Annotated in this window: 13 protein-coding genes; 2 read left to right on the forward strand and 11 right to left on the reverse strand. The window is 59.1% G+C overall.

Features of this window, described 5'->3' with window-relative positions; genetic code table 11:
* Nucleotides 1-267 precede the first annotated feature (267 nt).
* Together P5540_16475 and P5540_16480 are read left to right on the forward strand one after the other, a co-directional pair.
* Nucleotides 268-1236: a dienelactone hydrolase family protein gene (locus tag P5540_16475; protein HRT66412.1), complete on the forward strand. Its 969-nt coding sequence runs from the start codon at nucleotides 268-270 to the stop codon at nucleotides 1234-1236.
* Between the two features lie 49 nt (nucleotides 1237-1285).
* A complete protein-coding gene (locus tag P5540_16480) occupies nucleotides 1286-2641 on the forward strand; it encodes a sulfatase (protein HRT66413.1) in 1356 nt (451 codons plus the stop codon).
* Nucleotides 2642-2671: 30 nt separating this feature from the next.
* Here the strand turns inward: P5540_16480 and P5540_16485 are convergent, their stop codons facing one another.
* The 11 genes from P5540_16485 to groL all read right to left on the reverse strand — a co-directional run bounded on the left by P5540_16485 (nucleotide 2672) and on the right by groL (nucleotide 14307).
* Nucleotides 2672-3487, reverse strand: coding sequence for a carbohydrate ABC transporter permease (locus P5540_16485; GenBank protein ID HRT66414.1), 816 nt, complete (start codon nucleotides 3485-3487; stop codon nucleotides 2672-2674).
* 146 nt (nucleotides 3488-3633) lie between these two features.
* Nucleotides 3634-4530 (reverse strand): sugar ABC transporter permease, encoded by an 897-nt coding sequence (locus P5540_16490; protein HRT66415.1) that lies wholly within the window; start codon nucleotides 4528-4530, stop codon nucleotides 3634-3636.
* Nucleotides 4527-5816, reverse strand: a complete 1290-nt coding sequence (locus P5540_16495; protein ID HRT66416.1) for an extracellular solute-binding protein — start codon at nucleotides 5814-5816, stop codon at nucleotides 4527-4529. Before P5540_16495 ends, P5540_16490 begins: the two co-directional genes overlap by 4 nt.
* Before the next feature lie 118 nt (nucleotides 5817-5934).
* Entirely contained in the window at nucleotides 5935-7065 is a 1131-nt protein-coding gene (locus tag P5540_16500; GenBank protein ID HRT66417.1) for a Gfo/Idh/MocA family oxidoreductase, read from the reverse strand.
* 64 nt (nucleotides 7066-7129) lie between these two features.
* Nucleotides 7130-7921 (reverse strand): HAD-IIA family hydrolase, encoded by a 792-nt coding sequence (locus tag P5540_16505; GenBank protein ID HRT66418.1) that lies wholly within the window; start codon nucleotides 7919-7921, stop codon nucleotides 7130-7132.
* A gap of 57 nt (nucleotides 7922-7978) precedes the next feature.
* Nucleotides 7979-8776, reverse strand: a complete 798-nt coding sequence (locus P5540_16510; GenBank protein HRT66419.1) for a TrkA C-terminal domain-containing protein — start codon at nucleotides 8774-8776, stop codon at nucleotides 7979-7981.
* A gap of 160 nt (nucleotides 8777-8936) precedes the next feature.
* Nucleotides 8937-10379, reverse strand: coding sequence for an adenosylhomocysteinase (gene ahcY / locus P5540_16515; GenBank protein ID HRT66420.1), 1443 nt, complete (start codon nucleotides 10377-10379; stop codon nucleotides 8937-8939).
* A gap of 513 nt (nucleotides 10380-10892) precedes the next feature.
* A complete protein-coding gene (locus P5540_16520; GenBank protein ID HRT66421.1) occupies nucleotides 10893-11369 on the reverse strand; it encodes an Hsp20/alpha crystallin family protein in 477 nt (158 codons plus the stop codon).
* 51 nt (nucleotides 11370-11420) lie between these two features.
* Entirely contained in the window at nucleotides 11421-11810 is a 390-nt protein-coding gene (locus P5540_16525; GenBank protein ID HRT66422.1) for an Hsp20/alpha crystallin family protein, read from the reverse strand.
* 26 nt (nucleotides 11811-11836) lie between these two features.
* Nucleotides 11837-12307: an Hsp20/alpha crystallin family protein gene (locus P5540_16530; GenBank protein HRT66423.1), complete on the reverse strand. Its 471-nt coding sequence runs from the start codon at nucleotides 12305-12307 to the stop codon at nucleotides 11837-11839.
* Between the two features lie 332 nt (nucleotides 12308-12639).
* A complete protein-coding gene (gene groL / locus P5540_16535; GenBank protein HRT66424.1) occupies nucleotides 12640-14307 on the reverse strand; it encodes a chaperonin GroEL in 1668 nt (555 codons plus the stop codon).
* Nucleotides 14308-14608: the final 301 nt, after the last annotated feature.

The following is a 14608-nucleotide window of genomic DNA, read 5'->3' on the forward strand; positions in this document are numbered from 1 at the left end:
CCCGTGTCCCAGGAGTTCCTCCTGGGCTACAGTCAAACCGTCCCTACGGGACTAACCTGCCCTTCGCTCGACCCCATGCGAGGGGTGTCCTCATCGGTCATGCATAAAGTCCATCGGACTAAAATGTACAAATTCCAGCAAGAGACTGGAAGCCTCTTCTACGGTTCCCCCAGGCGGAAAAACGCGTTTTCTTGACTGTCGGCATGCCGGCGGGTACCATGCCGTCATGAAGTGGATGCATGATGCGGCACGGGATGGTGAATGAAAATGAAAGCGTTGAAGATAGCCGGTATTGTCGTCGGGGTGTTGATTGTCGTGTTGGCCGTGGGATTGACGGCCGCCAAAATCGCGATGGGCGCGACGTATTTCAACGGATACGATCCGAAAGCGCCGCTCGACGCAAAGGAGACGGACATTCAGGAGCGGCCCGGCTATATCCGCACGGAATTCTACTACAACGGCTACATGAACCAGCGGGTGCCCGCGCTGATGGCCACGCCCAAGGAAGGCAAGGGGCCGTGGCCCTGCATCATTTTTCTTCACGGCATCGGCCAACATAAGGGATTTCTCGACGAAATCGCCGATCCGTTTGTCCAGGCCGGATTCGCCTTCGTCAGTTTCGACCAGTTGATGCGCGGTGAACGGCGACTGAAGGGCGCCTCGCCGCTCGAGGAGGCCAAGGCCTTCATTCGGCGTCCGGCGTTTACTGTCAACGATACCCGCCGTCTGATTGATTATCTGCAGACGCGGCCCGATATCTTTCCGAACCGGATCTACCTGACCGGCGCAAGTTACGGCGCAATCACCGGAAGCACCGTGGCGGCCTTCGACAAGCGCATCCCCGCCGTGTCGCTGTGTTACGGCGGCGGCAACATCCCGGAGATGCTCGAGGCGCGGATGGTTGCCGGCGAAATCCGCAAGTACGTCCCCATGTGGCTCGCGAAGGCGGTGGTCTGGTATTTGCTGAGTCCGGCCGATCCGGTCCATTACATCGCGCAAATATCGCCCCGTCCGATTTTCTTCCAGAACGGCACGGACGACGGCCTGATTTCGGCCGGCGCGGCGAAGGCGTTCCATCAGGCCGCGAAGGAACCGAAAATCATCAAGTATTACGAGGGCGATCACATCGGCATGGACCACGATACCGTTGTCAAGGTGCTTGACGATATTCTAGCGTTCATCAAGGAACAGGATGCTAAGGTGATGGGATCCCCGGCGCACGCGAGCGCCTCGTGACAGCCGCGCGGACCGCAGTCCACGTCCGCTCCCAGGGAGGTAACATGAAATGAACAGGCGGAGTTTCATGAAACGGGTCGGGGCGGGCGCGGGCATGCTGGCGATGTCGGGCGCGGGCGCCGCCGCGGCAAAACGCAACGTGATCCTGTATGTGGCGGACGATCTTGGCACGGACATGGCCGGATGTTACGGAAACCCGGTCGTGCGCACGCCGGGCATGGATGCGCTTGCACAGGACGGCGTCCGATTCACGCAGGCGCACTGTACGACGGCCAGTTGCAGCCCGAGCCGCTCCGTGCTCCTCTCGGGCAAACACAATCATGCGACGGGACAGTACGGTCTCGCGCACGGCTACCACCATTTCGTGTCGCTGCCGAACGTCGTGAGCCTGCCGGTATTGTTGCGCGAGGCGGGCTACCGGACAGCGTGCGCGGGCAAGTTCCATGTCGAGCCGGAACCGCTCTACCATTTCGATGAGTATCTCAAGGGCGACGCGCCCGTACGGATGGCCGAGGCATGCCGGGCCATCGTCGCGGACGAAAGCGAAAAGCCGTTTTTCCTCTATTTCTGTCCAACGGAGCCGCACCGGCCGTTCCGGCGCGAAGGCTCGGCCGGCATCGCCCCGGCGGACGTGGTCGTGCCGCCCTACTTGCCCGACATTCCCGAATGCCGCGAGGAATTGGCCGCGTATTACGGCTCGATCGAGCGGTGCGATGCCGGATTGCCCCGGCTCATTCAAATCTTGAAAGACACCGGCCACTGGGACGACACGCTCGTGATTTTTTTGTCGGACAACGGGGCGCCGTGGCCCGGCGCCAAGACGACGCTGTACGATCCGGGAACGCGCCTGCCGTGCATTGTGCGCAATCCCTTCGAGAAGAAACAGGGGCGGACGTGCGACGCGATGATCACATGGGCCGACATTACACCGACCATCCTCGATTTCGCGGGCGCGCTAAAGAATCCGGAAGCGTTTCACGGGCGATCGTTCCTGCCGGTCCTTGTCGAAACACACCCGGAAGGCTGGGATGAGATCTATTGCTCGCACACGTTCCACGAAGTGACGATGTACTACCCGATGCGATCGGTGCGAACACGGCGACACAAATTGATCATGAACATCGCGCACCCGCTCGAATACCCGTTCGCGTCGGACCTTTGGGAATCGAGGACGTGGCAGGCCGTCTTGGACCGGGACATCAAGGTCTATGGCAAGCGGAACGTGGACGCCTATCTTCACCGGCCCGAATTCGAGTTGTACGATCTCGAAAACGACCCGGATGAAGTTCACAATCTGGCGGATGATCCTCATCATGCGGAGGTCCTGCGGGAATTACGGGAAAAACTCAAAGCCTTTCAGGAACGCACCAAGGATCCGTGGATTATCAAGCGGAAACACGAATGACGGCCGCCGGCAACCGGCAACACACTCCCCTCACCCCTTGATGGCGCCGGCGGTAATGCCTTGGATAAACTGGCGCTGGAAAGCGAGAAAGGCGACGACAAGGGGGACGGTCGCGACGAGGCTGGCGGCCATGATGAGTTCGAAGGGCGTTCGATTTTCACCGTTGAGCAGATAGATCACGAGCGGCAGGGTATACATGCTTTCCGTGCGCAGGACGATGAACGCCCACATGAGGTTGTTCCACACGCCGATCAGCAGCACGATGCCGAGCGCGCCGAGGGCGGGTTTCAGGATTGGCAGAACCACGCGCCAGTAAATCGCGAATTCGCCGCAGCCGTCTATGCGCGCCGCGTCGAGCAGGTCGTTATGGACATTATCAATCGTGTACTGGCGCATCCAAAAGATGCCGAACGCGCTCGCCGCGCCGGGGACGATCATCGCCCAATAGGTGTTGATAGCGTGGACTTTGCACAAGACCACGAACACGGGGATCAACGTTACCGCGCCGGGGATCATCATCGTGGCGAGAACGAACGCGAACAACTTGTCGCGGCCGGGCGCGTGAGGAAACTTGGCGAAGGCGTAACCGGCCAAGGAACACAGGAACAGCGCGAGCGTGCAGTGTCCCGCCGCGATGAAGGTCGAGTTGAAGAACGCGCGGACGATATGCGTTTTTCGGAAGACATCAACGAAATTCTCGACGCGCCACGGATTCGGCCAGAATTCCGGCGGCAGCACGAAAATCTGTTCCTTGGCTTTGAACGCGGAAATCAAGAGCCAATAGAAAGGAAACAGAAAGACCAGCGCCAGCGCGGTCAGCAAGGCATAGATCAGAATGCGTCGCACGGGCAATATCTCCGGGATGGCGCAAGAAAGGGGGACAAGGGGATGATGAAGACAAGGGGAGTGATAAATGGAAAGGCGTGCGCCATCTTCTCCATCTCCATCATCCCCGCATTTTCTTTTCTCGCAGAATGAATGTCCATGGTACGTTACTCGGCGCCGCTTTTTCGCAGTCGCAGGATCAGCAGCGAGGCGATGAAGACGAAAAAGGCCACGGTGTAGGCCATGCACGACGCATAGCCGAACTTGAAATCGGTAAACGACACGTTGAACAGGTAGAGGCCGAAATTGGTCGAGGAGGTTCCCGGTCCGCCCTGGGTCAGCACGAAGACTTCGTCGAACATGTAGACGGTGCCGATGAGCGACATGATCGCGCAAAAGACGAATATCGGGCGCATCAGAGGCATGGTGATGTGCCGCATGCGCTGCCACGCATTCGCGCCGTCCATGCGCGCCGCCTCGTAGTATTCGTTCGAAATGCCCTGCAAACCCGCCAGCATCAAGACCATGTTGTAGCCGGTCCAGCGCCAGACCAGCAGGATCGCAATCGAGGGTTTCGACCAGCGCTCGCTCACGAGCCATGGCGCGGGATCAATCCCAAACAGGCCGATCAGATAGTTCAACAGGCCGGTCTCTTGGCCGTAAAGCAGAAGGAACACAATCGCCACCACGACCATCGGCGTCACGACGGGCAGGAAGAACGCCGCGCGGAAAAACGCGCGAAAACGCAACCAGGAGGCATTCAGCATGACGGCGAACAAGAACGCGCCGATCAGCATCGGCGGAACATACATGCAGCCGATAGCAAAGGTATTCCACAGCGAGGTCACGAGGATTTCGTCGTGCAGCATCGTCGCGAAATTCCCCAGCCCAACCCATTCGATGGGCGTCAGGCTGTCCCATTTGGTGAACGCGAGATAAAACGAGAAAAGAAGCGGGTAGAGGCCGAACAGGGCGAACAACAGAAAAAACGGCGAGATGAAAAGGTAGAAATGGCGATGACGCCAGAGACGCATGCGCAGGCTCGGAGCCGGGATGCTGCTCATGGCGCGACCGCCCGGTTCAGCCTGCGGCTGAGTTTGTCTTCGAGACCTTCGAGAAGAATGGCGGGATCTCCGAGTCCGCCCGTGGCCCACTTGCTGAGCGCCTGCGAGATGTAGCGCATCGCCTCCATCCAGTCCGTCGTCCGGATCATGGGCGGAATTTTGTCAATGTCCATTGAGAACAGCCGCCGGACTTTCTGTCCTCCGAAGAACGGGACGTCTTCATCGAAAAACGGATCGCCGTGCGTCGTCGTGAGCGCGGGGAAAAGCTCGAAATTGCGGTACTGCTCAATCTGCGGCGCGGGCGTGCACAACGCATATTCGATGAATTTCCATGCGGCGAATTTCTGGGTGCATTGGTCCGGAATGACCAGCACCGATCCGCCGAGATTGCTCGTGCGCAGCCCGCCGGGGCGAAACGCCGGCAAGCGAAAAACGCCCCACGAACCGGACGTGTCCGGCGCATAGTCGCGGATCGTTCCGCCGAACCACGCGGCCGTCGGATACGTTGCGACGCTGTCGGCCTTGAGCGACGCCATGAATTCCGGTCCCCATGCCGCGATGTTCGCGCCGATACCGGCTTCGAACATCTTTTTCAGCAGGACGAATACGTCGAGCATTTCGGGTGAATGAATGGCGATGCGTCCTTGGGCGTCGAAGATCTGCGCATTGTTCTGCTGGGCAAGGAGTTCGAAAAAGTCGCCGAGACTGCCGGTCGCAAGGCACAACATCCGGGTCTTGCCGTTCGAACGCGCCACGAGTTCCTTGCCTGCGGCGATGTAGTCGTCCCACGTCTCGATGGTTTCAGGATTGATGCCGAAGCGATCGAAAAGGGGGCGCTTGTAGAAGACCGCGCACGGCCCCATATCCCACGGAATGGCATGGATGCGCCCTTGGTAGACGCAATCCTGCCAGAACGACGCCGGGAACATGGTTTCATATTTCTTCGCGACGTCTGTCAGATCGGCCAGCTTGCCCGTGATGGAATAGCGCGGCGCTTCGCGGATTTGCAGTTGCGAGATGTCCGGCGCGCCAACCCCCGCGGAAAGCGACAACAGGAACCGCGACTGGAGGTTCGCGCCGCTCATGTGCACGTTGACGCGGCAATTCGGGAAAATCCCGTTGAATCCCGGCGCCAGCTTGTCGAGGCTGCCCGCCGCGATGTTCCACGCCCAGACCTGTAAATCGCCCCGAATTTGCGTGGGCTCCAGCGCCGGCGCGTCGGATAATGGATCCGCGGCCGCCCCAAATCCCGCCAGGATGGCCACCCACAACGCCCGCCGACACACGCCGCGTTTCCTCCTTCACAACACAACCGCTGTTATAACGGGCGATCCAAAGTCAATGCAAACGGAACGCCTTTCTTGGGGCGTTTTTCCCGGCGTCTGCGTTGTCCACGCGCGGTCCTCAGTCGAGCAGCGTCTTCGGGTCGCCGTGGATCGGCGGCAAGGGATGCGGACGCACCAAGATCCCGCCCTGTTCGTAGGACTCCATGACGGCCCAGGTGTATTCGAGCGCGGCCAGCGCGTCACGGGCGGACGCGCGCAGGTTTTCCTTGGGCACGCCATTCGTCACATCTTCGAGGAACGCATGGATGCGCCGCGGGAAGGTCTGCCCGAAGTCGGTGATGCCTGAATTGAACACGGTGGGTTCGCCGGGATTCGCGGCGGACCAGAACGTCACCTTTTCGATGCAGTTTTCGATGCAGAAGGTCCCCCGCGTGCCCGCGACTTCGAGACTCCACCATCCGCCGAGACCATACGCGGCATCGCCGCGCTGACTGAGCAGATAGCCGGCCGCCTCGTTGGCGAAACGCACATGGATGCTGACCGTCGAAAGCATCGGATCGGCGGCGCGGCGGCGGAAGCCGGGGCGCGTCACGAAAGCCTGGACATGCGTCACGTCGCCGCAAAAGTACCGCATCACGCTGAAGGGATGCGAAAGGAATGCCTTCAGGTGCGCGTAGGGAAACCCCTTGAACCGCGACGACCCCGGCGGCGAGTAATTTTCTTCCCCGGCGGAAAAGCCCATCTTGTGCAGGCAGTAGACCAACTCGCCGAGGCGCCCGGCATCCATGTATTCGCGCGCCTTTTCGGCGGGCGGCGTGAAATAATGGTTCAGGTTGCAACCGAGGTAGACGTCCTTTTCGCGGGCCTTGGCGAACATCTGGCGCGCTTCGCCGACATCGTTCGACAACGGCTTTTCCACAAGGACATGCTTGCCCGCTTCCATCGCTTCCATGGCCGGCTCGAAGTGCCAGCTTCCGTTTTCGAACCCGCCCGTCGTCACGTCCACCATGTCGAGGTCTTCATGCCTGAGCATGTCGGCGAGCGTGTAGTAGGCCTTGACCTTGTGCTTCGCCGCGACCGTGTCGGCGCGTTCCTTGACCACGTCGCAGACAGCCACCAATTTCGACAGCGGATCCTGCATGTGGCAGTCCGCATGTTGCTGCCCGATTCCCCGCAACCCGACAACGCCCACCCGCAACGGGCGCACGCGCGCCTCACGTTTTTTCGCAACCGACGATTTCCGTGCCATGATTGTTCTCCCGTTCATGCTGACGATTCGTGTCGCTACGATAGCAATTGGCCCCTGCCGGAATCTACTCGAGATGCCGGTGAAGTTCCCGGACAGAGTCGAAGACGTAGTCGGGCCGTCGTTCCGCGCGGGCGAGATCCTCGCGCGTGGTTTCGCCGCTGAGCACGAGAATGGAAACAGTTCCGGCGTTGTAGGCCATCTGCATGTCGGTATAGAGGCGATCGCCGACCATCGCGGTCTCCTCCGGCCCGACATCCAGTTTTTGCAACCCCATGCGAATCATCTCCGGATTGGGTTTTCCGATGTATTTGGGCTCGCGGCCGTTCGTGGCGGCGGACAGCAATGCGGCGGTCGCGGCGCAATCCGGGATATAGCCGTATTCGGTCGGACATACCTTGTCGGGGTTGGTGGCGATGTAGGGAAGTCCCGCACGGAGCAACAGGCATGCCTGTTCCAGCTTGGCGTAGGTCAGCGTTTTGTCGAATGCCAACACGACGGCTTCGGGCCGGTCGAACACGACGTCAATTCCCGCGCGGATCAGTTCCTTCTCGAACGAGGGCGTCCCGATTACATACACGCGGCGATACGGCGTTTCGGACACGAGATAGCGCGCGGTGGCCTCGCCGGAGGTCAAGATGTCCGCCGGTTCGGCGTCTATGCCCATGCCTTCCAACTTGACCGCGTACCGCGCGGCGTCCACCGTCGGATTGTTCGTGAAAAAGAGCCGTTTGCGGCCGGATTCGACAAGAAAGCGCAGAAATTCCGGCGCACCCGGTATCGGGTTGGGTCCCAGATAGATGGTGCCGTCCATGTCGAGCAAAAACGCGCGAATGCGCTTGAGACGTTCAATATCCAACGGTACTTCCCTTCCTGTTGAGAATCCTTTGATGCGGCCCTGTGCGCCTGCCGCTTTCTACACCGGACATTCACGCGGAGCGGCACGCTGATCCGGTTCCATTTCCCCGTTGTTGCCGCGCATTTCCTCCACGCGTTGCCGATGGGCCTTGTCGCCCTCTTCGCCGGCTTGGCGTCCGTCCAATTCGGCCAATTGCCCCGCTTTGCCATACAGGATAAGGGTGTCCCCCCGTCGGATATAGGTGCCGCCGGTCGGCGTGCCGACGAACTCGCCGTCGGAACGGCGTATCGCCAATACCTGAACCCCTTCGTCCCCCAGCCGCAAGTCGGCCAAATTCCGTCCCGCAACCCATGCATTGGGTTCAACCTTCAATTCGCTGACCGAGTATCCCATGCCCAGTTGAAGCAGTCCGTGATAATCGTACACATCAAGCCGCGTCCAATGCTTGAGCGCCCATCCAATCGCCCGCGACATCCAGTTTTCAATCCACTTGCTGATGGAAATGACCCATACCAGCACCAGACCGGAAACGAGCACAAGCATTTTGGTCGCAAACGTTTCCGCCCGGTCGCTCGCCGTAATAAACACGGGAATGATGGAAGAAATGGCGGCCACGAATCCGGCATTGCCCAACAACATGAGCACACGGATGATGCGCCGGCGAACAGGATGTTCAAGCACCTCTTCCGATTCCTGCGTCGTGAATCCAACCCCCAGAAAGGCTGACAACGCTTGAAACCGGGCCAACTCATACGACAGGCCCGTAAACTTGAGCGCCACGGAACCGATGCGGACCACAATCAGCCCCAGCGCCACCACCGCCAACAGGGACACAATGGGTATCAAAGCGCCCATGAATACGAAAATCCTCCCTCAGTCAACTATCGCTTTTTGCCCTCTATTGTGCCACGGACTCACATTGGCTGCAAACACGCGAGGAAAGCCTCGCCAAGTAAAGAAAAAACGCCGCCACCCATGGGTGGCGGCGACGAAACCAAACGGGGAACGGATCCGTTCAATACCGGTAATGTTCCGGCTTGAAAGGGCCGGTTACGGGAACGCCGAGATACTCGGCCTGTTTCGGCGACAAGGTATCGAGTTTGGCGCCCAATTTGTCCAGATGCAGCCGCGCCACTTCCTCGTCGAGCGATTTCGGAAGCGTGTAGACTTTGCCGACTTCATATTTGTCCGGTTCGGTGAACAGCGCGATTTGGGCCAGTGTCTGGTTGGCGAATGAATTCGACATGACGAAGGACGGATGGCCGGTGGCGCAGCCGAGGTTCACCAGGCGTCCGCGCGCCAACACGATCAATGAACGGCCGTCCGGAAACACGAACTTGTCCACCTGCGGCTTGATGTTGATTTCCCGGATGTCCGGCTGCGATTCGAGCCAGGCTATTTCGATCTCGGAATCGAAATGGCCGATGTTGCAGAGAATGGCCTCGTCCTTCATGACCTTGAAGTGTTCGGCGCGAATCACGTCGCAGCAACCCGTCGCGGTGACGAAGATGTCGCCGATGGGCGCCGCCTCGGCCATCGTGACGACCTGGTAGCCTTCCATGCAGGCTTGGAGCGCGCAAATCGGATCGATTTCGGTAATCAGCACGCGCGCGCCCAGTCCGCGCATGGCCTGCGCGCAGCCCTTGCCAACGTCGCCATAACCGGCCACGACGACCACCTTGCCCGCCACCATCACGTCGGTGGCGCGCTTGATGCCGTCGCCGAGCGATTCGCGGCAGCCGTAGAGGTTGTCGAATTTCGATTTCGTCACGCTGTCGTTGACGTTCATCGCGCGGGTGTACAGGCGGCCTTCCTTCATGCGCTGGTACAGGCGGTGCACGCCGGTCGTGGTTTCTTCCGAAACCCCGATCCATTGCGGCACGACCTCGTGCCAATGGTTCGGATTTTGGGCGTGAATCGAGTGCAGCAGCGTGTCCACGATGGCCACTTCCGGGTTGTCCGTGCAGACCGCAGGCAACGCGCCCGTGCGATTGAATTCTTCTTCCATCTCATAACCGCGATGAATCAGAAGGGTGGCGTCGCCGCCGTCGTCCACGATCAGGTTGGGATGCAGGCCGCCATCGAAACGCATCGCCTCGTACGTGCACCACCAATACTCCTCGAGCGTCTCGCCCTTCCATGCGAAGACCGGAATTCCCGCCTTCGCAATCGCCGCCGCGGCATGATCCTGCGTCGAATAAATGTTGCAACTTGCCCAGCGGACGTCCGCGCCCAGCGCCGCAAGCGTTTCGATCAGGACCGCCGTCTGGATGGTCATGTGGAGCGATCCCATGATCCGCGCGCCCCGCAGCGGCTGTTTCGCGGCATAGCGCGCCCGGATGGCCATGAGGCCGGGCATTTCCTTCTCGGCCATCTCGATTTCCTTACGGCCCCACTCCGCGAGACCGATGTCCGCCACCTTGAAACGCAACAATGAACCTGCCGCCGTAGTCGCCATACCGTTCACTCCTGTTTGGATCCCCTGTCCGCCGCCTTTCCTGCCGTGCCGATGCGGTGAAAACAAGGAAAAATTCGCCTGACTGTGCCCTTTGGCCAATCTCTTTCAATAAACAACCCTGGGAGGAAGTATAATCCTGACTGGAAAGCCCGTCAAATGACGGGCGCATTTCCCGGTGCATTTCCCGCGGTGGCATGAATGCCTCGAGAGTACCGTGTGCTCGGAGTCGCGAAGGTCTCGGAATGTAACGCCGATTTACAAATCGGCTTGCTGAAACACGACATGCCGATTGGGAAATCGGCGCTACCAAGCGGCCATTTTCAATTTCAACACAAGATCTCGTTGCCTGATCCGACATGAAATGGCCCGGAAATGCCTATCTTCGTGAACATTCTCATCCTTATCATCTCAAGAACTCGGTACTCTCAAGATGAATGCTTGTTACGCGAAAAAGCCAGACGACGCCGGGAAGATCGCCCTCCCGGCGTCGTGGAAAGGGAACGGGGCCCGTTTTTAGGCGACTTCGACTTTAATCCGTCGCGCCTTCGATTCGGGCGTCTTGGGCAGCGTAATCGCCAAGATGCCCTTGCGATATACCGCTGAAGCCTTGTCGGCGTCAACTTCGCACGGGAGCGGAATGCATCGGGTAAATGCGCCATAGGTGCATTCCGAGAAATGGTAATCACGCCGTTTTTCCTCATGCGACGCCTTCTTTTCACCGCGCAACACAAGCCGATCGTTCTGAATCTCGACCGAAAAATCCTTTTCGTCCAATCCGGGCATTTCGGCGTTGACGTGGACGGATTCCGCATCCTCGGTCACCTCGACGGCCGGTCCGCCCTGCGAGAACAGATTGTAGGGCCACAGAGAAGGGCTTTGTTCGCGATCGCGACGCAGCATCGGGGGCATCCAGCGGTCGAAAAGGTCCAGCACATTTCCGCGCAACTGTTCGACGGAATCTTTCCATGTGGTTGGAATCAGGTTCGACATTCTAAACACCTCGCTTTCTCTTTCAAGCCCATGCGTTGCTTCCTGCATGGTTCACTTTACCTGAACCGCAATCTTCTTCGGTTTTGCTTTCTCGGCCTTGGGAAGATGGAGCGTCAGCACGCCGTTCTTGGCTTCCGCGCGAATCTTGTCCTGGTCCACACGGTCGCTCAACTGGAACTGCCGGAAGAAATTCGCCAGTTGGAATTCCGTGTAGATGGGCGGCTGCGAAAGCGCCGATTTCGGCTTGCCGGACAAGGTCAGCACGTCGTTTTCAACGCGGACATCGAGATCGTCCTTCCCGACGCCGGGCATGTCCACGATGACCGCCAACCCGTCCTCGACATCGAAGATGTCCACCGGGGGCGTCAACGTGCGCGACTCGTCGCGCGTCTCCGCGACTGCTGTTGGCTGCTGCTGCTGGGGAACCGTGGTTTCTTTCATGGCCGTACACCTCCTCTGTTGAATGCTCAGGCTACCTTGACGGCGATTTGCTTCGGTTTGGCCGCCTCGGCTTTCGGCAACGTGATCAGCAACAACCCGTTGGTGTACTGGGCCGTTACCTTGTCGCCGTCCACCTCGACCGGCAGGGTGATTGTCCGCGTGAATTTGCCCGCGCCGCGTTCATTGCGATGGAACGCTTCCGGTTTGACGTCGGCGGAGATGGCCTGTTTTTCCCCGCTGACGGTCAGCGTGTCGCGCAACACCGCAATGTCGAGCGAATCCGGATCCACGCCGGGCGCCAGCGCCTCGACGTACAAGTTATCCTTGTCTTCGCTCAGGTTCATGAGCGGATACGCCCGCGCCGCGCTTCCGGGTAAAAACGCCGCACGCGCAAATGCCGGACGCCGCCAATCGAATCCCGATTGCTCGAAGACACGTTCCACCTCGCGCCGGAGCGCTTCCATCTCTCTAAAGAGATTCCATGTTGCGTAGGTCATGTCCGTTTCCTCCTTGATAAAGGTTGTTGTTCACTGTTTGAACCCTATTCAACTTGCAATTGGGGAAAAACAAGCCCTATGCCAAGAAAAGAACCGGCGACATCGTTCAGCACAAAACATTGTCATTCAAGGACTTATGTAAAATTTCCCCCTTTTGGTATTGTGGACGGGATTCCTTGGCAATTTCATTCCCAAACGCGACTGTTTCAAGATGCAGCACTGTATGCGTCAGAGGGGCGGGTTGGGGCGCCGCTTGCCCGTAAAACCACTTTCCTATTTCAAAAAAAAGGGCCGGATTTCTCCGACCCTTTGTGAATCTGTATTGGCAAGGATTACATCATGCCACCCATGCCACCCATGCCGCCCATGCCGCCCATGCCGCCCATGCCGCCGCCGTGCGGATGGCCATGGCCTTCATCGCTCTTCTTTTCGGGCAGATCGGTGATCATGCACGCCGTCATGAGCATCGTGGTCGCGACGCTGACCGCATTCTGCACCGCGGAACGGATGACCTTGGCCGGATCCACGATGCCGCTCTTGACCAAGTCCTCGATGACGCCCGTCGCGGCGTTGAGACCAAAGCCCGTTTTGCCCGCCAAGACCTGCTGAACTATCACTTCACCTTCAAGTCCCGCGTTCGCGGCAATCTGCGACAACGGCGCCGTGCAGGCCCGCGCGACGATTGCAACGCCGGTCGCTTCGTCGCCGGCCAATTTGAGATCCTTGAGTTTTTTCGATGCTTCGAGCAGCGCCAGCCCGCCGCCGGCCACGATGCCTTCCTCGATGGCCGCGCGTGTGGCGTGCAGCGCATCGTCCGCCCGCGCCTTCTTTTCCTTCAATTCGACTTCGGTCGCCGCGCCGATTTTGATGACCGCGACACCACCGGCGAGTTTTGCGAGCCGCTCCTGCAATTTTTCACGATCATAGTCCGACGTCGTGGTTTCGATGGCGCGCCGAATCTGTTCGCAGCGGCCCATGATCTCCTTCTTCTTGCCGGCGCCTTCGACGATGGTGGTATTGTCCTTTGTCACTTCCACACGCTTTGCGCGGCCCAGTTGATCGAGCGTCACATTTTCAAGTTTCGCGCCAAGGTCTTCCGAAATATACTGGCCACCCGTCAGTATCGCGATATCGCGCAGGATTTCCTTGCGGCGATCGCCGAATGCGGGCGATTTCACCGCCACGACCTTCAGGATGCCGCGCAGCCGGTTGACCACCAAGGTGGCCAAGGCCTCGCCCTCGACGTCTTCCGCGACGATCAGCAGGGGCTTGCCGGTTTGCGCAAGCGACTGCAACAGAGGAAGAATCTCGCGCACCGAACTGATCTTCTTCTCGAGGCACAGCACATAACAGTCTTCCAAGGTCGCCGTCATCGTTTCGGCGTCCGTTACGAAATACGGCGACAGGTAGCCGCGGTCGAACTGCATGCCGTCCACAATGTCCACCTCGGTATTCATCCCCTTGCCTTCCTCGATGGTGATGACGCCGTCCTTGCCGACCTTCTCGATGGCGTCCGCGATCATTTCACCGATTTCATCGTCCCCGTTGGCCGAAATCGTCGCCACCTGCTTAATCTCGTCGCGACCCTTGACCTTCTTCGACACGGACGCCACCGCCTGAATAATCATGTCCGCCGCCTTGTCCATGCCGCGCTTCAAATGCATCGGATTCGCGCCGGATGTCACATGACGGAACCCTTCGCGCACCATGATCTGCGCGAGAACGGTCGCCGTCGTCGTGCCGTCGCCGGCCACATCATGCGTCTTGCTGGCCGCCTCCCGAATCATCCGGGCGCCCATGTTCTCGAACGGATCGGCCAATTCGACATCTTTCGCGACCGTTACACCGTCCTTCGTGATGTTCGGTGCGCCAAACGGTTTCGCTATCAACACGTTACGCCCTTTGGGCCCCAGCGTCGCCTTGACCGCGTTCGCCAGCATGTCCATGCCTTTCAGGATGGAAGCATGCGCCGGCTGACCGAAAATGAGTTGTTTGGCCATTGTTCGAAATCTCCTTCACTCGATGTTTTTTGTGTTTCGGCCGCCCAAGGCAGCCTTAGATGACTAATTTTCGTTAGCACTCGACAAAGCCGAGTGCTAACAGGACGATCCTAGCATATCCCAAACCGCCTGTCAACCCCCTCAACTCGATTTTCGCACACAAACTTCGGCGCTCCTCCCTTGGCAAGAAGGGAAATTTGTTTTTCTTGCGATCTTCATGCAATAACCTGATTTCAAGCGTTGATAATTGGGAATGGGTCGAGGAAAAAGGACAATCCGGACGGAAACGACAAATAGGACT

The sequence above is a fragment of the Candidatus Hydrogenedentota bacterium genome, assembly GCA_035450225.1.
GTDB lineage: Bacteria > Hydrogenedentota > Hydrogenedentia > Hydrogenedentales > SLHB01 > DSVR01.

Excerpts from the sequence above, each read along its gene's own strand:
- P5540_16475 (HRT66412.1), top strand. The coding sequence starts at position 268 with ATGAAAGCGTTGAAGATAGCCGGTATTGTCGTCGGGGTGTTGATTGTC.
- P5540_16480 (HRT66413.1), top strand. The coding sequence starts at position 1,286 with ATGAACAGGCGGAGTTTCATGAAACGGGTCGGGGCGGGCGCGGGCATG.
- P5540_16490 (HRT66415.1), bottom strand. The coding sequence starts at position 4,530 with ATGAGCAGCATCCCGGCTCCGAGCCTGCGCATGCGTCTCTGGCGTCAT.
- P5540_16500 (HRT66417.1), bottom strand. The coding sequence starts at position 7,065 with ATGGCACGGAAATCGTCGGTTGCGAAAAAACGTGAGGCGCGCGTGCGC.
- P5540_16510 (HRT66419.1), bottom strand. The coding sequence starts at position 8,776 with ATGGGCGCTTTGATACCCATTGTGTCCCTGTTGGCGGTGGTGGCGCTG.
- ahcY (HRT66420.1), bottom strand. The coding sequence starts at position 10,379 with ATGGCGACTACGGCGGCAGGTTCATTGTTGCGTTTCAAGGTGGCGGAC.
- P5540_16520 (HRT66421.1), bottom strand. The coding sequence starts at position 11,369 with ATGTCGAACCTGATTCCAACCACATGGAAAGATTCCGTCGAACAGTTG.
- P5540_16525 (HRT66422.1), bottom strand. The coding sequence starts at position 11,810 with ATGAAAGAAACCACGGTTCCCCAGCAGCAGCAGCCAACAGCAGTCGCG.
- P5540_16530 (HRT66423.1), bottom strand. The coding sequence starts at position 12,307 with ATGACCTACGCAACATGGAATCTCTTTAGAGAGATGGAAGCGCTCCGG.
- groL (HRT66424.1), bottom strand. The coding sequence starts at position 14,307 with ATGGCCAAACAACTCATTTTCGGTCAGCCGGCGCATGCTTCCATCCTG.